This window comes from Dehalococcoidia bacterium (genome assembly GCA_041653995.1).
In the GTDB taxonomy this organism is placed as follows: Bacteria; Chloroflexota; Dehalococcoidia; order GIF9; family UBA5629; genus CAIMUM01.
Window position 1 is genome coordinate 921,368 of sequence record JBAZEK010000001.1, and the last position, 22,593, is coordinate 943,960.

Genomic DNA, 22,593 nt, shown 5'->3' on the forward strand with positions numbered 1-22,593 from the left:
GAGCCTCCTTGATTACTTGCCTGTAAATAAACTCCTTGGATTGTCCACCATCATTGTGTTGATCTGCTTATCTGTGACTCCCTTCTCTTTTAAAGCAGGCAGTATGCTTTTAGAAACGTAATCTACCCGCCAGTTACTCAGCATCGCTACTATCTCGGGAGGAGCAATATCGCGCAAAGAGCGGCCACACCAGTAATTGCACGTATCATGGGATAACATAATTTTGTCCGCATACCCCAATTTGCATAACTCGGAGATATTTTTGATACAGACTTCATCCTGCGTATACAGAATCATTCCCATGCGGTCAAAACCGACGTAGAATCCCTTATCCAGAATTGCCTTGTAATAGTTCATATCGGTGGAGTTGGATACATGGCCGATTAAAACTTTCTTTTTGTCAGCACCTTCCTTGAGAAAGAGGTCAGCCTGCGCTATTCCGGGATCCGGACCCTCTGTATGCGTTATTATCGGTACACCGGTCTCTTTCTGCGCTATAATCGCAGCTTTAAATACGCTTTCCTCATATGGAGTAACGGTTTCACTGGATGCGACCTTGATGGCGCCTGCCTTCACACCTGTTTTACCGATACCGACATTTATCTCCCTTACAAACAACTCCGCCATCATTTTGGGCATATCCTTGACAAACATGGTCTTGGCCACCCAGTAGGTCGTGGCGCCGGTAGTCCCGTTGAACAGGCCCGTCACACATATAATGTTGATTCCCGACTTCCTGGCCAGTTCTTTATAAAGCTCGGGGTCCCGCGTATAGTCGTTTGGTGTGCAGTCCACTATAGTTCCTATGCCGACCTCCCTGGCAGCCTTACAGACTTCCAGATTGGTCTTCAATGCGGCCTTCCTGTCATACGGAAACATTGTTTCGTCCGTCTGCCAACCGGGCTGCCCGATGATAAAATGTTCGTGCACCAGTGTCTTTCCCAGCTTATCAGGGGCAATGGGTCCCAGCACGGAGTTAATCATCCAATTAAACCTCCTTACTATCAATTAACCCTGGCTAACGATGATTGAAAGCGGCATGCTATAAACCAAAGGCATACCAGCCCGCATCTGCCGTTATGCCCGAATCGGCAGTGATGATCGAGCCGGTTATATACCGCGCTTCATCTGAGGCCAGGAAATATGCCAGGTAGCCTACATCGTCAGGCACCAGCGCCTTATGCATCGGAATGTATTTGAGAAATACATCGACATCGCGATCTGTCAGTTCATCCATCATTTCGGTAAGCACCAGGCCCGGGACAATACAGTTAACGCGGATAGGAATGGCAGCCAGCTCACGGGACAGTACCTTAGTAAATTGATGAACGGCCGCTTTCATCGGACCATAGACTATACCGGGCAATGATTCCAACCCCTCAACAGAGCCGATGTTTATGATATTGCCGCTTTTTTGTGCTTTCATCTCTTTGACTGCTCTGCGAGAACAGTAAAATGTGCCCTTGAAATGAATGTTTATTAGATCATCCACCAGTTTCAGGTCAATATCAGTTATCGGTGCCATCGGTTCGGCAATTCCGGCATTATTAACAAGAATGTCCACTTTGCCGAATTTTTCCATGGTGAAATCAAACAGCTTTTCAACATCCGAAAGAACGCTGACATCGGCTTTCACCGGATAGATTTCAATATCCGCCTTCTTTAATTCCTTGGCTGTTTTCTCAAGTACTTCAAATGTCCTGCCCGCTATCACTACGTCGATTCCCCGTTTTGTGAATATACGGGCAATCCCTTTGCCAATACCTCGACCTCCCCCCGTTATTACTGCAACCTTGTTAGACCTCGCCATTAAAATGTACCTCCCATTAAATTTAATATATATGCCGTGAAAGTTAGCTTCTCTAAGTACCGTGTAGATACATCACTTTTATTTCGTTGAATTCGCCATACGTAATTCCAGATCGATTGTGATTCTATCAGGCAACTATCTTATTTTTCTTCAACCTGGATATATCCGCTTCGCTGTATCCCAGGCCTGATAGCAGCTCTGTCGTATGCTGGCCAAGCGTCGGAGCGGCACATTTGATTTGTGCTGGTGTGTCAGACAAAGTCAGGGGTAAATCCAGCACCCTGGTTTTACCGGACACCGGATGCTCTATTTCTTTGATCATATCTACGGCTTGCACCTGAGGATGCATTGATCCACCGAACAATGTCTCATAGTCATATATCGCAGAGCCCATACCCCCGAGTTCGTCGATCATATTTATCATGTCTTCGCTTTTTTTGTCCGCAAAATACGTTTCGAAAAGAGGCTTCATCTCCTGCGCATCCCTGCCGAGGCCTACAGCTCTCAGCCCCTTATATTTAAACCATGGATCCTCAAGCAATTCACCAAGTCCGACCCTCTTTAAAAACTCCACCCATATATCCAGAGCTTTTTCTATTCCGCCACCAACCCGTCCGATGACAGAAAATACGATCGGCCTATCAAGGGTTGCGTAACCGTGCTCCGCATGGTCATAAGGACCAGTAAAAAACCATCCGCCATAGGTATCAGGGTTGCAGAAAGCCTGTATCCAGTAACAACCCATTTGGATCATAGAGCGCATCGCTGAGATTTCCACTTTCTGACCGATACCTGTCTTCCGCCTGTAATATAACGCTGCCAGGATACCCTGCATGGCATGCAGGCCGCTTCCCATGGCTGCGACATCCACTCCAACCCTTACAGGTTCCTCGCCCATCTCACCCAAATACTGCGTAAAACCTGCCATCCCCTGCAGCTCAAGCTCTGAAGCAGGTCTGTTTTTGTACGGACCGGTCTCGCCAAAACTTGAGATCGAGCAGTACACTACCTGTGATTTATATCGAACGATATCCTCGTATCCCAGACCCAGTTTCTCGGCATAGCAGGAATCGAAGCTCTCGATAAATATATCTGCGTTCCTGGCCAGTTGATATACTATCTCCTTGCCTTGGGGTTTATTGTAATCGACTGCTATGCTTTTTTTATTACGGTTTAAAGACATGAAAAGAGAACTTTCCCCTTTGATAAAGGGGCCAAGCTGTCTGGTAGTATCACCTTCGATACCCTCTACTTTTATTATCTCAGCGCCAAGATCGCCCAGATGCATCGAGCAATAAGGGCCAGCAACATCTTCAGTTAAATCAACGACTTTTATTCCCCCGAGAACCTCTGTCATTTTATCCTCCTGTCAACTCTTAATAATTAAGTTACTTGCAGTGAGCTGACCTCTATGAGTTAAGCATTTTAAGAATCTCATCGCGATTTTGATCCGGTTTGACTGTAGGAGTCATTTTCTCTGCAGGTGTCTTTTTAAAAAGCCATGGCGCTGCATATCCTTTAATTACACCGAACATGCTATCCATATTGAAGAACCATCCATTCGCCTGAATATGCGGATCGCTGATCAGGGCTTCATAGTCGTAATTAAGTCCGCACGGCACATCGCATCTCTTCAGATGCAGCATCCACCAGTATGCAGATTTATCGGCAATTTTTTCCTGAATTAACGGGATCAATTCATCACGGTTTTTTACTCTTAGTGTATTCGTCTTGAACCGTGGATCATTCTGGAGGTTCTGCAACTCCAACGCAGCACACAGCTTCGGCCAGTAGCTTTCTTTCGGTACACTGATATTTACATACTTGTTATCCCAGGTCCTGAATGATTGAGACGGAACGATGTGAACACAGGCGCTTCCCAGCCGTTCAGGATTTTTTCCCGTGGCGAAAAACTCGGAGATGCGTGTTATCTGCATAGACATAGTCGATTGCAGATGCGAGGTCTCGATTTTTTGTCCCCTGCCTGTGATCTCCCTGGCCAGCAATCCGATAAGTGTTGCCGATACAATTGTTAATGAAGCATTAATATCCGCATGCGCCGCATTTCTGAATATCTCCGGCTGACCGCCTTTTTTCCCGGTGACACTGGCAAAACCTGATGCCGCCTGGACAAAATGATCTGCGGCGGCATATTTAGACCAGGGCCCCTTATTTCCATAGGATGTGCTTTCTATGTATATTACTCTTGGATTGCTCTTATTCATTTCATCATAACCGAATCCGATTCTCTCAAGTGCGCCAAGACGGCGGTTATTAATTACTACATCAGCCCATTGAATAAGCTTTTTACCTAACTCCTTTCCTTTATCGCCCCTCAAGTCTAGTATTATGCTTTTCTTATTGAAGTGGCTGCCTATATAAGTCGATCCATAGCCACCTACGGGAGTCCCCACAAATATCAGCCCGTCCAAATTTGGAGGTTCGATCCGGATAGCATCAGCACCCATGAGTGCAAGCAAGCTGCACGCAGCTGGCCCCACCCCGAAAGCGCCAAGGTCAAGTACTTTTATTCCCGCCAATGGTCCTGTCATATCCGGTTACCTCCTCGTACATGGTTTATTTACCATATGACAAAATGCCGGCCTGCATCAGACGATTTCAATCATATTACCTGTCAATGGAGAAGCTGCCTGACGATCTATCGCCTTGCCCGGCAACTTCTCCATTGCTATTTTCATTACTAATGTATGGATTGTTTCTATTTCTCAGCCAAAACGGTGTCGCTTACGAGTTGGCTCTCCTTGGGATAGTATCTCCAGTTGATACCGTAGAAGATTACTGCCAGAAGTGTGACGGGAAGTAACCAGAGAAATCCGGCGCGTATGCCGTCAGCTCCGCCTCCGAGCGCATCTGAAATCGCGCCCACTATTGACGGGCCTATCGAACCGACAACGAAGAAAGCTGTTACGACAATTCCATAGGAGGAATATCTGTGGGAGACCGGTGTGACATCCATTGTTAGAGAGTAAATGAGAGTGCCACATATTCCAACTACGAGCATCAAAACCATTAGTAGTACGCTCATGAGAGGTATTGGAATTGATCCCATCAAATATATTACTGTTCCAACCAGGATAGCAAAAAGCAGTTGAGCAATGGTCATTAAATAAATACGCGCACCCTTTTGCCTCCTGTACCATATATCTGCTATGAAACCACCACCTAATGATCCCAGTATGCCTATTAAAGCAGCAGAGCCCACTATGCCGCCAGCCTGTGCTGCATTTAAGTCATAGGCGCGCATCATGAATGCGGGCAGCCAACCTATCACAGTAGTAAGCATCACTCCGAAGCACATCTGTCCTAACAATGTAAACACATATGATTTAATTTTAAAAAGTGCCAGCCAATCTCTGAAGTATTGCTTGCTGAGCAAGCTTTCTCCTTCCTTTTTAGGGGTTTTATAGTCCTTCAGGAAAAACGCCCAGATACCAAAAATTACGCCGGGTATCGCGAATATAAAAAACGGCATCTGCCACATCCCTGTCGATGTAACTATTATTCCGCCAACTATCATACCGAGAGCGCTTCCGCCGGTGCCGCCAATACCAAAGATACCATTCACCATTGCTCTTTTTGATTTGCTGAATGCCACCGACAGCCAACCCGAGCCGATCGTTGTAAAACCATCTTCACCCAGACCGACGGCCGCCCGGACGAAGAGCATGCTGATAAAATTCGTGCACAGGCCGGTAAGAAAGGTTGTCACGCTCCAGAATAATGCCATTATGCCGGCAAGCTTGCGGCGGCTCCAGCGATCGATAAGAATCCCTAACGGGATTGTAACCGCTCCGACCATTATCTGAAATGCAGTCTGTATTGCTCCAAGCTGCGTATCGGAAAAGCCAAGGGACACTTTAATGTTCTGCAATGTTACAGACAGAATAGCCCTGTCGGCATAGTTGATGATGAACAGAATCATTAATACTATCAGGATGCTGGCCTTCTGCCCATTGGTAATCTTATAGGTCTTTTGTGATTGCGCCGATGACTCGATTGTTGATTCCATACCTCCAATACACTCCTTCGTATTTATTCTACCTTGTTACCGAATTCTTTCATGCGAGACAGTACTTTCTTCTGATTTGGAATAGCTGCAATTAAGTAACGTCGATCTTCCCCGCTCTTGCATCCGAGCTTGATTACCCATTGTTTATTCGACAGTCCTTGCTTTACGCAACTCTTCTATTTGCTTTTCACTGAATCGTAGCTCCTGCAAAATCTCATCAGTATGCTGTCCGGGACGCGGGCAGAATGTTCTGTAACTGGGAGGAGTATCTGATAGTTTCAGGGGGTTACCCAGCTGTTTGATTTTGCCCAGAACAGCGTGTTCTTTTGGCATGACCATCTTGCGACTTATTAAATGCGGGTCATTGACAGCTTCTTCTATGTAGTTAACAGGAGCCAGCATAATCTGTTTTTCTTTGGCCCATTCCCACCACTCATCTTTGGTCTTTGTCAGGAAGACCAACTTCAATATTCCGAATAGCTCATTTCGTTCCTCCTCATTTCGCGGCCACTGGCGGGAAATCAGTTCCTGCTTTTCTATATCCTGACAAAAGTTCTTCCAGAACTGTGGCTCTATACATTGTAAGGTTATATACTCCCCGTCTTTGGTTGGGTAAACAGCGCTGCAGGGTTCTCCACCTGTTGTCATGGTTTTGCCACGCCTTCTCTTCTCACCGGAAGCCAGGTTCACAGAAACGTCAACTGCTATAAAAGAGAACACGGCATCCATATAGCTTATATCGATCAGTTGTCCCTTGCCTGTCTTTTCCCTGGCCAGCAGCGCAAGCAATATACCGGCTAACGGGTACAGAGCAGCTCCTGCAAAATCGGCTACCATATTGCTGGGAAAACAGGGGGGCCCGTCAACTGGACCTATTAGACTCAGGGCTCCCGATACAGCCATAAAGTTTGCATCATGACCCACACAATCGCGATAAGGTCCGGTCTGGCCATATCCACTTACTTGACAATAAATAATCCGCGGATTTATTTGTCTAATGGTTTCATAGCCGATCCCCAGACGCTCCATTGTACCGGCACGTGAATTTTCAATCAGAACATCGATGTTTTCAGCTAATTTACGTATTAAGTCACGCCCCTCCTCGGACCTCATGTTGACTTTGATGCTTCTTTTATTGCGATCCAGAAATGTATAGACAAGCATCAGATCCTCTGCGGCATCCTTAATGTGTTCCGTAGGACTGAAACCTACAGGATCGACTTTGATTACATCGGCGCCAAAGTCCGCCAGATGCATAGCCGCAGTGGCTGGCGGATATCCGCGACATAGGTCTAAAACCTTGACACCTTCCAGAGCTTGTACCATAAATTACCCTCCATTTTTTTATTGCTCCCGGATAAACAACATACCCCTATATTCATCATATTCAGCGACCAGTATTTTTACTGACATTATTCTGCACGCTATTGCTTATTTAAGTGATGCGTTCAGGATTAAATTTGATGATATAATAACATTCTATATAATATATTGTCAACATCGAACTTTATGCTATTGACAATTTAGTTGATCAATGATACTATACAAAATTATCTGATAAGCATACGCTGGAATCTTGTGGAGGTGGAAACAGGATGTATCAAAATAAGGATCCAGAGCTTGAAAAGTATCGAAGGAGGCAGTATGAACGATAAAATCAGTATTACAACGAGTTTCGCCAGGCAAATTACATCCCTGGGCTTTGAAGATATACCCAAGCCGCTGATACAGAAGGTTAAGACCTGCGTTTTTCACGTGCTGGCATGTTCCTTCAACGGTCATCACCTGCCGTGGTCGCAAACCGCCATTAATTACTTAAAGGCTCTCAATACCAAGGGAACTGCTACTTCATTTATTGATGGTATCAGAGCTCCATCCCCGGATGTAGCCTTCGTCAACTCAGTCCTGGCCCACAGCATCATACAGGAGGACCAGCATCTTGCTACAGGCAGCCATCCCGGCACAATGGTTATTCCGGCAGCACTGGCAGTGGGAGAGGAAACAAATTGCACCGGGAAAGATCTCGTAACAGCTATCGTTCTTGGCTATGAATTAATAGGACGGATAGGGGTCAGCGTGATGAGCTTCGAATTTATGAGCAAATTCAGGCCCAGTAGCTTCTGGGGGCCTTACGGCGCCTGTGCCGCTGCGAGCAGGCTGCTTGGTCTTAACCAGGATCAGGCGGCCAATGCTTTGGGCATGGCCGGCAATTTGTCCATGGGATTCCAGCAATGTTTTACTGAGGGAACCGACGATTTTTACTTCCACAACGGTTTTACCTCCAGCAACGGCGTCAGGGCGGCGATGCTCGGTAAAATGGGCATTCATGCGTCGAAATTCATTATCGAGGGGCCGGCGGGATTCTGGAACGGCTACAAAAGGCAACCGGGAGCCGATCGTATACTGGAAGGCTTAGGCCAATCATATGAAATATCGAGTGTATATTTTAAACCGGTCCCGTCATGCGCCATGGTTCAAACAGCAGTACAGCTCGCACACAGAATGTCAAAAACCCGGACAATCAATCCGGAGGAAATTAACAATATAGAAATTAGAACGTTCCAGGCAGCAATGAATTATCCGGGTGTGCACAATCCAGGCCCTTTCACCAATATGTTGCAGGCCAAATTGAGTCTTGAATTTGGCGTTGCTGCCGCGCTGACTTTTAAAGAACTGAATCAGAGCATTTATGATAGATACAATGATCCTCTAGTATCCGGAATAGCGGCTAACTCCGTTATGATAGTTGACGAAAATATAGAAAAGACGTTCTCCCAGACATTCCAGCAGGGCTGCCGGATAAATGTTGTCATGAAAGATAAAAGTGTTATCAGCGACAGTCTGGATAACGTCACTCCCATGACTGATGAACAGGTAGCTGATAACTTTAAAACCCAGGCCAATCGATTTTTGAAGCATAGGCAGGCTGAGGAATTAACAGATAGTATTTATAACCTGGAGAAGATAGAAAATATACGAGAAATGACCAAACTATTTGTTAAAAAATAGTCAGACCTGCTTGATGAGCTTCTCTTATTTCAATTTTAATAGTCTGGTGGAGATAGGGGGATTCGAACCCCCGACCTCTGCGATGCGAACGCAGCGCTCTCCCAATTGAGCTATATCCCCACGGGATTTGTATACTATCAAGGCCTATAAACCGTGTCAAGATTGATGGACTAACGCCTGCGCTGCGGCTTGCGCTTGCCGCCGAAGCGGCCGCCGCCTCCGTGCTTGTCGCGCGGCATGGACTCGCTGATATCGAGCGTCCTTTCCTTGAGTTGCTTGCCCTTGAGCGCAGCGATGGCGGCCGCACCCTCATCCTTGTTGGCCATCTCCACAAATGCAAAGCCCCTCGGCTGACCGCTGTACTTATCCTTGATGATGGACACGGAGGTCACCTCGCCAAAAGGTGCGAACTCCGCCCTGATATCTTCCTCGGTCACATCACGGGCCAGGTTGCCCAGAAAAATATTCATGCGAGCACCTCCAATTTATTTCTCATGCCTCCAACGAGGCTTTTCAAACAGGCCCTGTCCAACGGCAGTGAACGCCGTAACCGGCCTGAAGACAACGTATCAAGTGTCCGGCCCCGCGGCCGGTCGTGAGGTTTAAAGGAAATCCGCTTCTATTTAGCGGATTCAAGTATGATCCTGGCGTCGACCGCTATGGCCCCGTCCTTATAGGCGAAAACCGGGTTGAGGTCGAGCTCCTTGATCTCGGGATTCTTGTCCACGAACTCGGATACTTTGATGATCAAGTCTTCAAGGAAGGGCACGTCGGCCGGATCATGGCCGCGGTAACCTTTGAGTATGGGGAAGCCTTTTATCTCGGTGATCATCTCGGCCGCATCCCTTTTCGTCATAGGGACGATGCGGAAGGAGACGTCCTTGAGCACCTCGACCAGGATTCCGCCCAGGCCGAACATTATGACAGGACCGAACTGGGCGTCCTTGGTCATACCGATAATGACTTCGATGCCCTGTTTGGCCATCTTTTGCACCGAAACGCCGATGATTTTAGCCTTGGGATAGTGCTTCTTGATGCCGGCCAGTATCTCCGTATAAGCCTTGCCCGCCTGCGTGGCGTTCAAAATCGATAATTTCACACCACCGGCGTCGCTCTTGTGCACCACGTCGGGGGAGACAATTTTCATGGCCACGGGATAACCCAGCTTGGCGGCTATCTCCACGGCCTCAGCCTTGGATGTCGCCAGCCTGGTCTCGACCACGGGTATGCGCGCCGCCTTGAGCAATTCCTTGGACTCTATCTCGGTCAGGAGGGTCCTCTTCTCCTTCGCAGCCTTGGCCATAATCTCAGCTTTTGTCATCGTATATCTCCTCGTTAGTTTGGGATAGCCGGCGCATCACGACGCGGAAAAACGGCTACATTTTAGCCAATCTATAGTCCGATTGCAAAATGCCTGCATAACATTATATCATTACTTGTTTTGAACAGGGGCCCGCACGGCCCCGATACCAGAGAGGGCTGTTGAGCGTTGAAATTATTATGCATATCGGGCAGCCCCCGCCGCGGAGGCAACACCGACCGCCTGCTGAACGAGGCCATCATAGGAGCAGCCGGCAAGGGCGCACAGATCAAGCATATCGTGCTGGCCGACCTGGATATCGCACCCTGCGCCCACTGCGACGGCTGCATCCAGACCGGGGGACGCTGCGTGATGGAAGACGACATGCAACAGATACATGCGGATATCAGGGAGTACGACCGCTTCATCGTGGCCTCGCCCATCTACTTCATGGGCCTCACCGCCCAGGTCAAGGCCATGATCGACCGCTGCCAGGCCCTGTGGGTGATCAAGAACCTGTTGAAATTGCCCGTCGGCCTGAATAAAGGCACGGCTCGCAGGGGCGCGTTCATCTCCGTCGGGGCCACCGGCTACAGCAACCTGTTCACAGGATCGATCGTCACCATGAAGAGCTGGTACAAGACGCTGGATATCGAGTACGCCGATGAGCTGCTGGTACCCGAAATGGACAGATACAACGCGTCTGCCGGACGGCAGGAACTCCTCTCCCGGGCGCGCTCACTGGGCCGGCAGATCGTAGAGAATTAATTAAAAATCTCAAGGAGGCACATATGGATTTCTTTTTAACCGAGGAACAGAAGATGTTCCAGGCCATGGTGCGCGATTTCGCCACCAACGTGGTGAAGCCGGAGGCCGTAAAGATCGACGAGGAGGGCAAGTTCCCGGCCGAGATATTCAAGAAAGCCGCCGAGCTGGGCCTGTTCGGCATCACTATCGACGAAAAATACGGCGGCAGCGGCGGCGATTACCTGTCCATGACGATCTGCTGCGAAGAGCTGGCCAAAGCCTCGGGCGGACTGGCCGCCATCTTCCTGGCCAACCTGTCGCTGGCCTGTTACCCCATCTACAAGTTCGGCACCGAGGAGCAGAAAAAGAAATACGTGTCGGCCGTCGCCAAAGGCGAGAAGATCTGCTGCTTCGTGCTGACCGAGCCGGGGGCCGGCAGCGACGCCGGCGCGACGCAGACCACGGCGACCAAAGAAGGCGACAAGGTCGTGATCAACGGCAACAAGATATTCATCACCAACGGCGCCGAGGCCTCCATCGCGGTGGTCTTCGCCATGGAAGATAAGTCCAAGGGCACCAGGGGCATCTCCGCTTACATCGTGGAGAGCAACACTCCGGGCTACTCGGTGGGCAAGCTGGAGCACAAGATGGGCATTCACGGCTCGTCCACGGCGGAGCTCGTATTTGAGAATTGTAAGATACCCGCGTCCAACCAGCTGGGTGAATCGGGCCGCGGCCTCCGCTACGCCATGGAGTCCATCGACGCCAGCCGCGTCACCGTGGCCGCCCAGGCGCTGGGCATCTCGCAGGCCGCCTTCGAAGACGCGCTGGCCTACTCGCAGACGCGCGTCCAGTTCGGCAAGCCGCTGTGCCAGCACCAGGCCATACAGTGGATGCTGGCCGATATGGCGACGCAGATCGACGCCGCAAGATTAATGGTCTACCGCGCGGCCTGGCTGAAGGACCAGAACCTGCCCTATATGAAAGAAGCGGCCATGGCCAAGCTCTACGCCGCCGAGGTCTCCAATTTCGTCACCAACAAGGCCCTGCAGATACACGGAGGCTACGGCTATTGCAGGGACTATCCCATGGAGCGCTACCTGCGCGACGCCAAGATAACCGAGATTTACGAAGGGACTTCCGAGATGCAGCGCATGACCATTGCGCGCGCCATCACAACTCAGTAAAGAGATCTGAATAAAACGGCTAACGCCTGGCGGCTCCGCGCAGTTCAGCGACGCTGCGGATACCCTCGGCCTCGAGGTATTTCGCAAGATCGTCCACCACAGCCAGCGTCGCGCGCGGGTCGGCCAGGCCGGCCGTTCCCACCTGGATTGCGGTCGCGCCCGCCAGGATGAACTCCAGGGCGTCCGCCGCGTTCATGATACCGCCGCATCCGATAACAGGTATTTTGACGCAGCCCGCCACCCTGTAGACCATCAGCAGCGCGATCGGCTTGATGGCGGGGCCCGACAATCCGCCGTTAATATTCCCCAGCGCAGGCCTGCGCTGCTTCACATCTATGGCCATGCCGCTGACCGTGTTGATCAGCGACAGCGCGTCTGCGCCCGCCTTCTCCACCGCCTGAGCGATGGATACGATATCCGTCACGTTGGGGCTGAGCTTGACCATGACCGGCAGCGAGGTGGCCTTTTTAACGGCGCGGGTGACTTCTGCAGCCGTGGACCGATCGGTGCCGAACTGCATCCCGCCTCTGCTCACGTTGGGGCAGCTTATATTCACCTCGATGCCGCCGACACCCGCCACACCCTCGAGTTTGGCCGCCACCATGGCATATTCATCGACAGAGTTGCCGGCGATGTTGACCAGCACCGGCACGCTCCATTTAGCCCACATGGGCGCCTTCTCCGCTATCAGTGCCTCCACGCCGATGTTCTGCAGGCCCACCGAGTTTAAAACGCCGCCCGTGACCTCGATGATGCGCGGTTGGGGATTGCCGTCGCGCGGCTCCAGCGTGGTGCCCTTGCAGATGACGGCGCCGAGTTTATTCACGTCGACCAGGTCGCCGTATTCGTCCCCATATCCCCAGGTGCCAGAGGCGGCCATCACGGGATTGGCCAATCGAAGGGTAGAGGTGATATGAACGCTGAGATCAGCCTTCTTACTCATATATTGACGTCCGGCCTCAGCTTTTTAACCCTGTTGACCTTGCCCTGCATCGTCAATTTCCGGTCGCAGCGGTCGTCTATCTTTAGCGTGGTTACGACGCGCAGCGCCCCTTTTTTAAAGGGAACCTCGTGCATGGCCCGCGTGACCTTGAGCACCTGGTCCAGCGGACCCTCCAGTATGGTGCCCATGGGCGTTAGGCGGTGCTTTACGCCGCTGTTCCCGATCAGCACGTCCATGCAGCCGGCGACATACTCGCTGACGCTCGCGCTGCCGGTCCCCAGCGGCACGACCGATATCTCGGCAACGACATTTCTCTTATTCATGACTGCTCTTTTTTATCTATAGTATATACAAGCTCACCGCGAAATTACAGGCACTTCCGGTCAAACGCACAGCCGTTACAAATATGCTAAAATTTTATATCTGCAGGTTGAACGGCTCAAATGGAGAGTAGCACCTATCACATCAGGAATATGGCCGACAGGGACATTGCGCAGGCCCTGGAGATCGACCTGGACGCCTTCCCCAGCCAATGGCCGCATCCGACCTCGAGCTCTTTCCACCATGAGATGCGCAACAAGCTGGCGCACTACGTTGTGATCTGCCGCGGCGGCGGCGCGGCGGCGGACAACGGCCATCGAGTCATCGGACTGAGAGAGGTGCTATTATATTTCAAGCAGATATTTTCTCGCGACCGTATCACCGGCACGCCCGCAGCCGCGGAATACCTGGTGGGCATGGCGGGTATCTGGATGATGGTGGACGAGGCGCACATCGTGACCATCGCCGTGAGGAGGTCGCACCGACACCAGGGGCTGGGAGAGTGGCTGCTGATCAGCCTCATCGAGCTCTCCAGGAAGCTGCGGGCCAAATATGTTACGCTGGAGGTGCGCGAGTCCAACAGGACCGCGCAGGCGCTTTACGAGAAATACGGCTTCACCAGAGCCGGCACGAGGAGAAAATATTACTCGGATAACGGAGAGGACGCGCTGATCATGACCACCTGCGAGCTGGATTCGCCGTCCTACCTTGAAAGGCTGCAAAGGCTCAGGCAGGAGCACAACGCCCGCTGGAGCCATTGCGCCGTATGAAAATGAACTGAAATGGAGAATCGATTATGGGTGAGATGAAAAGTTCGTGGCAGATAGCCATGGAAAAGGCCGAAAAGCTGGGCAAGGTCAGCCCGGAGGAGATCAACAGCATAAAATACGTGCCCGAGGGGAACAGGATCGCCTCCCAGTACCTGCAGGATGAGAAATCGGACCTGATGGCCGAGCTGGCAAAGTTCCCGGCCGGCGACGCCGCCGTGCACGTTAAAAAGGGCATCGACGAGATACTGCTGCGCAACATCAGCCTGCCCCACAACGAGGAGGACATGCGCCGCACCAACCGCGCCATGGCCGGGTTGCGGCTGATCAAGGAAAACAAAAAACAGCTCGAGACCGCTCTGGGGCTGATCAACAACCTGCTCAACCAGTACCAGCAGGCGCTCAAACAGACCTACGAGGAGTTCAAGAAGAAGGCCGAGATGACCATACAGCAGGCCTCGCGCAGCCCGCGCCCGCAGCGCGGCGACCAGATGCCGCTGGAGCAGAGGCTTCAGTTGCAGATACAGGAAGAGTGGCGCCAGATACACAGCGAGCTGGACGCCCAGTACGGCAAGGCGCTGGACGAGCACAAGCAGAAGATCAGGGACATCGCCTGAGTGTACCTTATCAGGCCCGGAAAGCGCGCTCCTTCCAGAACGGGTAGAAATCAGGCATGTCGCTGCTGACCTTCATGGGGAATTTAGGGGGCCGCTTCTCCAGGAAGGACGCCACTCCCTCCATCACGTCTTTCTCGCCGTAGATCCAGTTCAGCGCTTTGGTCTCCAGTATATGGGCCTCCATGGGATGGTCCGCGCCCAGCATCTTCCACATCAACTGCCTGCAGATGGCCACCGATATGGACGAGCTGTTGTCGGCGATGCCGGCCGCTATCTCCCTGGCCCTGGGTATCAGGTCCTCCGGCTCCACCAGCTCGCTCACCAGCCTCTTCTCGTAGGCCTCCTGCGCGCTGAAGACGCGCCCGCTGTAGACCCATTCCGCCGCGGCCCCCATGCCCACCAGGCGGGGCAGAAACCAGGTGGCGGCGCCGTCCAGTATGATGCCCCTCCTGGCGAAGACGAATCCCATCTTTGCGCCCTTAACCGCTATACGCACGTCCATGGGCAGCGTCATGGTGATGCCGAAGCCCACGGCCGGACCGTTGATGGCCGCTATGACCGGCTTTTTCATATCGTAGATGCGCAGGCAGACCACGCCCCCCTCATCCCGGCGGGGAGCGTTATCCGCCTTGCCCGTGAACCTGTCGTGAAACGAGTCCAGCTTGCTCTCGTCCGACAGGTTGGCGCCGGCGCAGAAGGCCCTGCCCGCCCCCGTCACGATAACCACGCGCACGCTGTCATCATTGTCGGCCCGGTCGAAGGCCGCGGCCAGCTCGGCGCAGGCGGACGAATTGACCGCGTTCATGATCTCGGGCTGGTTGAGCGTCAGCATCAGTATATTGTCGGATACCTCGTATTTAAGATAGTTGAACTCCATTTGCCCTCCTTATGTAAAGCGAAGATATATCACGGCCTTACCCGCCGGCCTGCTATTATAAATTATTGCGATATCAAATGGCAGACACATTTGTTATAATGCGATTATGCGATACACCGCAGCCGCAGCCGTTGTTGCGCTGTCCCTCGTGCTGGTCATTCTGCCGGCCGCGGGCTGCGGGTCCTGCGCGCCCGACCCGCTGCCGGGCGGCGTGAAGATTTACTCGGGAGACAAGGCCATGGAGACGGAGCCGGAGCAGCCGCCGCAAACCCCTCCTCCGCAGCCGGTGACCCAGCCGGCAATACAGACCAAAGAGCGGCATGAGACCGTCACGGACGCCAACAGCGTGTTCTCCATCGGTGCGCCCGCCGTCGGCTACATCGAGGAGCGCTGGGTCACGACGCAACAGCCGGTGAATTTCTGGTTCGAATACCTGACGCCCGACATGTCGCTGACGTTGAACGGTGTGCCTGTGGAGATAACCACCCGCTACGGCGCGGGCAAGACCGCGTTCACAACCGGCGTCACCAGCTTCAGCTACGTGATGAAGTACACTTCCACGCAGCAGCTTTCGTACAACCTGCGCATCGTGCCTTCGACCCCGGGCGCGTCGGTCCCCATGGTTACCAGGGAGACCTGGATCGCGCCCTAATCCTGGTCCACCAGCTCCATGGTGTGCGCGATCTCTTTCCAGAGCGGCAACCTCTCAGGCGCGATGTCCAGCGGCGCCACTCCACCGAATAATATGTAACGGTTACCTTTCTTTATACCGTAGACATAGACCTGAGACGATATCTTGGTTGCAGACTTGGCATCATACAGATATTCGAAAGCCGGCGTGACCCCGTCCGCCAGCGTGGTGGCATTATCGCTGGCAACCACTTTGGGACTGGCCCCGCCGCCCGACAATCTAATAGACTTGGCCCACTCGAAGGCTACGGAGTCGGCATCCACTCCGAAAGTGCTCACAATATACACCCTGATTGTATTGGCGTCCGGCGTTGAGGGAGACGCAACCGCTCCGAAGACCGAGTCCGGCAGAGCTTGCTGCTTATATTCCTTGGGATACCTGACCCTGAAATCATAGACGTCGTTGAAATATTCGTTGTAGTCCCAGGGCGGCAGCGGAGTCTCTTTTTTAGCCGCGGCCGCGGCCTCGGCGGCTGTGGGAGCGGGCGGTGCGATGACCATGGTCACCACCACATTTTGCGGCGAGTTCCTCGTCCCGGCGCCCGCGATGGTGATATTTTCCGTATATGTGCCGGGCTCCAGTCCGGCGGGGGCGATGAAGACATCAAGTGTTTTGCTGTAGCCTTTCTCCAGCGCTCCGTCCATCTCGGTCAACCATATCCAGGGCACGGTCTCCCTGGCAGCCCAGGCCATCACCCCGCCGCCCTCGTTCATAAAGGTGATCGTCCTGGTGACGGTCTTGCTGTCGCCCTGATTAAACTGCACATTAATGGCCAGCGAGTTGATGCCCAGCCTGGGCGATACAACCGCAGGCTCCTCCTGTGTCGCTGCCGGCGTAGCCGCGGGCTCGGCGCAGCCGGCGATCAACAGCGAGACTATTACCAATGCCATGCAGATGTTGTTTCTGATACTATGACTATAAACCTTCGTAAATAGTTTCCTCATGATTAAATTATAACAGGCCGGGCAAATAGCGCTGCGGCTTCCGGCGCAAACAACCGAAGCCCGCAGCTCCCGTTGAAACGATATATACCCATGGAGTATGCTGTAACCGTGATGGGGCGCAGGGCGTAATGGACAGGCATCTCAGTCTGAAGGCGGGACGCAACAGCTACCGCATACCGCTGTCGCGCGTGCACACGCTGGTGCTGGGCAGCGGCGCCGCGGGATTGAACGCGGCCGTGCAGCTTCACATCAGCGGCGTTAAAGATTTAATGATCGTCAGCGAGGGGCTGTTGATGGGCACCTCGATCAACACCGGCAGCGATAAGCAGACCTACTACCGCTTGTCTATGTACGGTTCCCAGGCTGATTCGCCGCGCGACATGGCGCAGACCTACTTCGACTGCGGCTCCATGCACGGCGACCTGGCGCTGGTGGAATCGAGCCTGTCGCTGCAGGGCTTCATCAACCTGGTCAACCTGGGCGTCCCCTTTCCCCGCGACGAGTACGGGCAATTCGTGGGCTACAAGACCGACCACGATCCGCGTCGGCGCGCCACCTCGATCGGGCCCTATACCTCCAGGAAGATGTGCCTGACGCTGATCGACCGGATCAGGGAGTCAGGCATCAGGGTACGCGAAGGGCTGGAGGCGGTCGAGCTGTTCACGACGGGCGGTGAATCCCCCCGCGCGGCCGGGCTGTTGTGCGTGGACCGGGACGGACATTTCGAGGCCTTCATCTGCGAGAACCTGGTCTTCGCCGTGGGCGGACCGGGCGGGCTGTATAAAGCCAGCGTATATCCCGTTCAGCAGTCCGGCGCCATCGGGCTGGCGCTGATGGCCGGCGCCTGCGCCGCCAACCTGCCCGAATCGCAGTTCGGCCTGGCCTCCACGGCTTTCCGCTGGAACGTCTCGGGCACGTACATGCAGGTCATACCCAGGGTCGTCAGCCGTGACGCCGACGGAGTCTCGGACGAACAGGAATTCCTGCTGCCCTATTTCCGGTCCCCCGCCGCCATGCACGGGACGGTCTTCCTCAAAGGCTACCAGTGGCCCTTCGACGCGCGCAAGGCTATTGATGGCTCGTCGCTGATCGACATACTGGTCTACATCGAGACGGTGGTTAAAGGCCGCCGCGTGTTCCTCGATTTCCGGGCAAACCCCGCGGGCTACAGGCTACTTGAATTGCCCGGCGAGGCCCGAGCCTACCTGGAGAAGTCCGGTGCGCTGCAGGATACGCCCATCCACCGACTGCTGCATATGAATCCGGGCGCCGCCGAGCTCTATAAAAACCACGATATAGACTTGATGCAGGAGCCGCTCGAGGTGGCCGTCTGCGCGCAGCACAACAACGGCGGGCTGGCCGGAAACATCTGGTACGAGTCGACCAACATCAAACACCTCTTCCCCATCGGCGAGGTCAACGGCTCGCACGGCGTCACGCGTCCCGGCGGCGCCGCGCTCAACGCAGGGCAGGTGGCCGGCTTCCGCGCCGCCGAGTTCATAGCCAACCGCTACGGGGAATGGAGCCTGGACGATGACGAAGCCGCTCAGGCCGTTAAAGAATGCGCGCAGGGCGTCATAGATTATACTGAGCTGTGTCTCAAGGCCCGCAATTCCTGGGAATCGGAACTGGAACAGGTCCGCGAGCGAATGTCGCGTTCGGGCGCGCATATACGCAGCATGGAGTCGCTGAACAGGGAGTGTCCGCAGGCCCGGGAGCAGGTCCGCCGGTTGATGGGGTCCGGCTGCGCGGTCGAAAGCAGGGAGCAGATCGGGCATGCCTTCAGGGTCAGGCAGCTCGCCTTCGCGCAGGCGGCCTACCTGGACGCCATCCGCTACGCGCTGCAGAGCGGCGCGGGCAGCCGCGGGTCTTCCATCGTGCTGGACCCCGCGGGCACAAAGGTGCACGAGATGCTGGACGACTCCTGGAGGATCGCCGCGGAGGACACGTCGTTCAGGAGCAAGGTGCTCGAGACCCTGTGCGATAGAAAAGGCGAGATGAATCATCGCTGGGCGCCATGCCGCCCCATACCCGAGACCGACGCATGGTTCGAAACGACCTGGGCCAGGTTCCGCAGCGGTGATATCTACTTCCGCTGAGATTCACCCGCGGGACTGCATCCGCCGCCGGCCGCACTACTGTATGGCCTTCTTGATACGCTTCAATTCCTCCGCCTCCGGCAGCTCCCTGTAATAATCGTCCAGCGGATAGCATCCCGAGACAAGCCCATGGCGCGGCGCGGTGGTGCAATCGCTGAAGGTCCGGCAGATGCGGCTGCGGTCCAGCGGACGTCCCGCCAGCACATCCGAGGGAAGCCCCGGATAGGACAGCGTGGAGCGTCCCAGCCCCACGAAGTCGATCATGCCGGACTCAACCACGGCCTGCGCAACGTTGGGTATCCACTCCTGCAGGTAGCTGTATCCCGATCCCACGCAGAGCATATCCGGCGCGGCGGCTTTCAGTTCTGCCGCGACACGCATATGCCGCGCCACCCCGGCCAGAGGGTCCTCGGGAGGCAGATAGCCGTCCGAGGGCGGGTACCAGGCGGGACGTATAATATGCGGATTATAGTAGGGGCTGCCGGCCGAGAAGTTGACCAGCTCAACGCCCATCTCGTCCATCATCTTAATCAGCGCCAGCGGCTCGTCCGTTTTTACCTCCCCAGGCTTATCCGGATCTCCGCCGAAGGCATAGGGGTAACGGCCGTTTTCATCGCGGTACTCGATCATGCGGCCGACTTTGTTATCGTCCGGACGGAAGGGCGGCATGTCGAAGCTGCTGAACCTGACCCCGATCCTGAGGCCGGGGCATTCACTTTTGATACCCGCCACTATCTCGCGCAGGAAGCGGGCGCGGTTCTCCAGGCTGCCTCCGTATTTGCCCGGGCGTGTGACCGCGCTGAGGAACTCGTGCCCCAGGTAGCCGTGGCAGTGCTTGATATCCACGAAATCGAATCCGACGGCCAGGGCGCGCTTTGCTGCCTGCACATAGTCCCCGATCAGGCCGTCGATCTCGGCGTCGGTCATTACAGGGTAGTCCTCAGCTATTCCGAACAGCTTATCCAGCAGGGGATGGTGATACAGTATTTTCGGCTCGAGCTTGTTTTTCTCGTTGGGACGGCTGAAGCGTCCCGAGTGCGTGAGCTGCAGCCCGACTAGCAGGTCGTCGGTCCGGCCGTGAAAAGCTTCATGTTCTTTGGTCAGCGTCGTGCGCAGCTCTTCCAGGTCGCGCATGGTGTAATCGACTATCATCAGCTGGTTGGGATTGGCCCGTCCATCCGGCCTGACGGCAGCGGCCTCGCCGCCCCAGATCAGCTTGGCGCCGCTCAGGCCGAACTTCCTCCAGCGCCGGTAGACCGGGTCGGTGGGCCGCCCGTCCACGGTGCAGTCCCATCCCTCCATCGGCTGCGCGCAGAAGCGGTTGCCGATGGTCCTGCCGTCCTTCAGTTTATACGGCTGCGCCAGCGGGCCGGAGGGGGCCGGGACTATTTCGGGGCTGACGGGGATTTCGATGCCCAGCGAACGAACATAGTCGCGAAACTCCGCGAGCGTCTTCAGCTGTGCTATGCGAGTGTACACCTTATTAATCCGTGATGCGGTTTATGAGATGGCAGGCTTGCCGGCACGGGCCTTCTTTATCCAGCCCAGCACCTTTCTCGCTGTCGCGGTGATCGCGGTGTAATCGCCCGCTTCTATAGCTTTGGCGGGGAAGAGCTTGCCGCCCATGCCGACGCAGCATACGCCGGCCTTGAACCAGCCGGTTATGTTCTCCTCCGTAGCATCCACACCGCCGGTGGGCATCAGCCTGGCCCAGGGCAGGGGCGCCAGCACGTCCTTCACGAAAGCGGGGCCGCCGACTGCTGCGGCGGGGAAGACCTTGCATATCTCCACGCCCAGCTCCTCGGCGCTGGATATCTCCGACACGGTTGCGCAGCCCGGGCAGTAGGCAACCTTGCGCCTGTTGCACAGTCGCGCCACCTCGGGATTGAGCGCCGGACCCACGATGAAGCTGGCGCCCATCTGTATATAAAGCGCGGCCGTGGCCGGATCGATGATGGAGCCGGCCCCCAGTATGATGCGGTCGTCGTTTTTAAAATGCATGGTCAGCTCTTTAAACACCTCGTGAGCGCGGTCCCCCCGGTTGGTGAACTCGAAGCAGCGCACGCCTCCCGCGATGCAGGCCTCGACCACCCTGGTCACGGTCTTGCTATCGCTATGGTAGAACACGGGCACCAGCCCGCTCTCCACCATGGCGGTCAGGACTTTGAGACGAGAGAATTTAGCCATTTCACCTTTCCTCGCTATCGTATTAACGGCTGACGCGTCCCGACGCGTCGCCCTTGAGCAGCTTCTCCACCTCGGCGATGGAAACCAGGTTGAAATCGCCGTAAATGGTATGTTTCAGCGCCGATGCAGCCACGGCGAAATCCAGCGCCTTCTGCGGGTCGGACGGACTGGATATCAATCCGTAGATCAGGCCGCCCGCGAAGCTGTCCCCGCTGCCGACCCGGTCCACGATGTGCGTGATATCGAAATTCGGCCCCCGGTAGAATTTGCCCGCATGCCGGAGCACGGCGCTCCATGAGTTGTGAGAGGCGGAGAAGGAGCCGCGCAGCGTAATCGCAATAGTCGTCAGGTTTTTGAACTTTTTCGCCAGCGACTCGCAGACGAAGCGATACCTGTCAGCGGATACCTTGCCTCTGGAGATATCGGCCCCGGGAGCTTTAATGCCGAAGACCTTTTCGGCATCCTCCTCGTTGCCGATGGCCGCGTCGCAGTACGAGACCAGCTCCCGCATGACCTCGCCCGCCGGTTTCCCCCACTTCCACAGTTTGGCGCGGTAGTTCAAATCGCAGGAGACGGGGATGCCCAGTTTGCGCGCGGTTTTGACCGCCTGCAGGCACGTTTCCGCCGCGCCCGAAGAAACGGCGGGCGTGATGCCGGTCCAGTGGAACCATCCCGCGTCTTTGAATATCTTACTCCAGTCGAACATGTCCGGCGTCACCGTTGCGAAGGAGGAGTCCGCCCTGTCGTAGATCACCCGGCTGCCGCGCATGACCGCGCCGGTCTCCAGGAAGTAGATGCCCAGGCGGCTGCCGCCGCGCTGGATATGGCGGGTGCCCACGCCGTACCGGCGCAGGCACTGCAGGCAGGCTTCGCCCAGGTCGTTGGAGGGAAGCCGCGTGACGAAATCGGCTTGCAGCCCGAAGTTGGCCAGGGAGACCGCCACGTTGGCCTCGCCGCCGCCGTAGGAGGCATCGAAGCTCTGCGCCTGTCCGAACCTCAATTGTCCCGGCGTCGCCAGGCGGAGCATGATCTCCCCGAAGGTTACTACTTTTTTCATCTCATTC

At 54.7% G+C, this 22,593-nt stretch carries 22 protein-coding genes and 1 tRNA gene; 7 read left to right on the forward strand and 16 right to left on the reverse strand.

Annotated features, from left to right (window positions below; translation table 11 throughout):
• Positions 1-12: 12 nt before the first annotated feature.
• From WC359_04480 to WC359_04505, 6 genes are all read right to left on the reverse strand, one after another.
• Positions 13-984 carry a TatD family hydrolase gene (locus tag WC359_04480; protein ID MFA5399675.1) on the reverse strand — a complete coding sequence of 324 codons (972 nt, stop codon included), beginning with the start codon at positions 982-984 and terminating at the stop codon, positions 13-15.
• 58 nt (positions 985-1,042) lie between these two features.
• Positions 1,043-1,810 (reverse strand): SDR family oxidoreductase, encoded by a 768-nt coding sequence (locus WC359_04485; GenBank protein ID MFA5399676.1) that lies wholly within the window; start codon positions 1,808-1,810, stop codon positions 1,043-1,045.
• Between the two features lie 127 nt (positions 1,811-1,937).
• Positions 1,938-3,167, reverse strand: a complete 1,230-nt coding sequence (locus WC359_04490; protein ID MFA5399677.1) for a CoA transferase — start codon at positions 3,165-3,167, stop codon at positions 1,938-1,940.
• A gap of 52 nt (positions 3,168-3,219) precedes the next feature.
• Positions 3,220-4,362 carry a CoA transferase gene (locus tag WC359_04495; protein MFA5399678.1) on the reverse strand — a complete coding sequence of 381 codons (1,143 nt, stop codon included), beginning with the start codon at positions 4,360-4,362 and terminating at the stop codon, positions 3,220-3,222.
• A gap of 167 nt (positions 4,363-4,529) precedes the next feature.
• Positions 4,530-5,840, reverse strand: coding sequence for an MFS transporter (locus tag WC359_04500; protein ID MFA5399679.1), 1,311 nt, complete (start codon positions 5,838-5,840; stop codon positions 4,530-4,532).
• A gap of 144 nt (positions 5,841-5,984) precedes the next feature.
• The gene (locus tag WC359_04505) at positions 5,985-7,166 is read right to left on the reverse strand and encodes a CaiB/BaiF CoA-transferase family protein (protein MFA5399680.1); all 1,182 of its coding nucleotides are present in this window, start codon (positions 7,164-7,166) and stop codon (positions 5,985-5,987) included.
• Between the two features lie 318 nt (positions 7,167-7,484).
• Here WC359_04505 and WC359_04510 point away from each other — a divergent pair, with 318 nt between their 5' ends.
• Entirely contained in the window at positions 7,485-8,849 is a 1,365-nt protein-coding gene (locus WC359_04510) for an MmgE/PrpD family protein (GenBank protein MFA5399681.1), read from the forward strand.
• Between the two features lie 44 nt (positions 8,850-8,893).
• On the opposite strand, the gene WC359_04515 is transcribed toward WC359_04510, so the two are convergent.
• The 3 genes from WC359_04515 to WC359_04525 form a co-directional block, all read right to left on the reverse strand.
• Positions 8,894-8,969 (reverse strand) — tRNA-Ala (locus WC359_04515).
• Between the two features lie 50 nt (positions 8,970-9,019).
• On the reverse strand, positions 9,020-9,319 hold the full coding sequence (locus WC359_04520; GenBank protein MFA5399682.1) for an RNA-binding protein: 300 nt from the start codon (positions 9,317-9,319) through the stop codon (positions 9,020-9,022).
• Positions 9,320-9,468: 149 nt separating this feature from the next.
• Positions 9,469-10,170, reverse strand: coding sequence for an acetate--CoA ligase family protein (locus tag WC359_04525; protein ID MFA5399683.1), 702 nt, complete (start codon positions 10,168-10,170; stop codon positions 9,469-9,471).
• Between the two features lie 168 nt (positions 10,171-10,338).
• On the opposite strand from WC359_04525, the gene WC359_04530 reads away from it, so the two are divergent.
• Positions 10,339-10,917 carry a flavodoxin family protein gene (locus WC359_04530; protein ID MFA5399684.1) on the forward strand — a complete coding sequence of 193 codons (579 nt, stop codon included), beginning with the start codon at positions 10,339-10,341 and terminating at the stop codon, positions 10,915-10,917.
• A 23-nt stretch (positions 10,918-10,940) separates the two neighbouring features.
• The gene (locus WC359_04535) at positions 10,941-12,083 is read left to right on the forward strand and encodes an acyl-CoA dehydrogenase (protein ID MFA5399685.1); all 1,143 of its coding nucleotides are present in this window, start codon (positions 10,941-10,943) and stop codon (positions 12,081-12,083) included.
• A 19-nt stretch (positions 12,084-12,102) separates the two neighbouring features.
• On the opposite strand, the gene WC359_04540 is transcribed toward WC359_04535, so the two are convergent.
• Both WC359_04540 and WC359_04545 read right to left on the reverse strand, forming a co-directional pair.
• Complete coding sequence (locus WC359_04540) at positions 12,103-13,026, reverse strand: dihydroorotate dehydrogenase (protein MFA5399686.1); 924 nt, start codon at positions 13,024-13,026, stop codon at positions 12,103-12,105.
• The gene (locus tag WC359_04545; protein MFA5399687.1) at positions 13,023-13,349 is read right to left on the reverse strand and encodes an MTH1187 family thiamine-binding protein; all 327 of its coding nucleotides are present in this window, start codon (positions 13,347-13,349) and stop codon (positions 13,023-13,025) included. Before WC359_04545 ends, WC359_04540 begins: the two co-directional genes overlap by 4 nt.
• Before the next feature lie 120 nt (positions 13,350-13,469).
• Here WC359_04545 and rimI point away from each other — a divergent pair, with 120 nt between their 5' ends.
• Positions 13,470-14,117, forward strand: coding sequence for a ribosomal protein S18-alanine N-acetyltransferase (gene rimI / locus WC359_04550; GenBank protein MFA5399688.1), 648 nt, complete (start codon positions 13,470-13,472; stop codon positions 14,115-14,117).
• 26 nt (positions 14,118-14,143) lie between these two features.
• Positions 14,144-14,731 (forward strand): hypothetical protein, encoded by a 588-nt coding sequence (locus WC359_04555; GenBank protein ID MFA5399689.1) that lies wholly within the window; start codon positions 14,144-14,146, stop codon positions 14,729-14,731.
• Positions 14,732-14,741: 10 nt separating this feature from the next.
• Here WC359_04555 and WC359_04560 read toward each other — a convergent pair whose 3' ends face one another.
• Complete coding sequence (locus WC359_04560; protein MFA5399690.1) at positions 14,742-15,608, reverse strand: enoyl-CoA hydratase-related protein; 867 nt, start codon at positions 15,606-15,608, stop codon at positions 14,742-14,744.
• A 106-nt stretch (positions 15,609-15,714) separates the two neighbouring features.
• On the opposite strand from WC359_04560, the gene WC359_04565 reads away from it, so the two are divergent.
• Positions 15,715-16,260, forward strand: coding sequence for a hypothetical protein (locus tag WC359_04565; protein ID MFA5399691.1), 546 nt, complete (start codon positions 15,715-15,717; stop codon positions 16,258-16,260).
• Here WC359_04565 and WC359_04570 read toward each other — a convergent pair.
• The gene (locus WC359_04570; protein MFA5399692.1) at positions 16,257-17,189 is read right to left on the reverse strand and encodes a hypothetical protein; all 933 of its coding nucleotides are present in this window, start codon (positions 17,187-17,189) and stop codon (positions 16,257-16,259) included. The two genes, WC359_04565 and WC359_04570, sit on opposite strands and share 4 nt — an antisense overlap.
• A 182-nt stretch (positions 17,190-17,371) precedes the next feature.
• Between WC359_04570 and WC359_04575 the strand changes: the two genes are divergently transcribed.
• A complete protein-coding gene (locus WC359_04575; protein MFA5399693.1) occupies positions 17,372-19,342 on the forward strand; it encodes an FAD-binding protein in 1,971 nt (656 codons plus the stop codon).
• Positions 19,343-19,378: 36 nt separating this feature from the next.
• Here WC359_04575 and WC359_04580 read toward each other — a convergent pair whose 3' ends face one another.
• Genes WC359_04580 through WC359_04590 form a run of 3 tightly spaced genes read right to left on the reverse strand, consistent with a single transcriptional unit; the run spans position 19,379 to position 22,586 of the window.
• Positions 19,379-20,821, reverse strand: a complete 1,443-nt coding sequence (locus WC359_04580; GenBank protein ID MFA5399694.1) for an NADH:flavin oxidoreductase — start codon at positions 20,819-20,821, stop codon at positions 19,379-19,381.
• Positions 20,822-20,842: 21 nt separating this feature from the next.
• Positions 20,843-21,529 carry a bifunctional 4-hydroxy-2-oxoglutarate aldolase/2-dehydro-3-deoxy-phosphogluconate aldolase gene (locus WC359_04585; protein MFA5399695.1) on the reverse strand — a complete coding sequence of 229 codons (687 nt, stop codon included), beginning with the start codon at positions 21,527-21,529 and terminating at the stop codon, positions 20,843-20,845.
• A 22-nt stretch (positions 21,530-21,551) separates the two neighbouring features.
• Positions 21,552-22,586, reverse strand: a complete 1,035-nt coding sequence (locus WC359_04590; GenBank protein ID MFA5399696.1) for a sugar kinase — start codon at positions 22,584-22,586, stop codon at positions 21,552-21,554.
• Between the last annotated feature and the right edge of the window lie 7 nt (positions 22,587-22,593).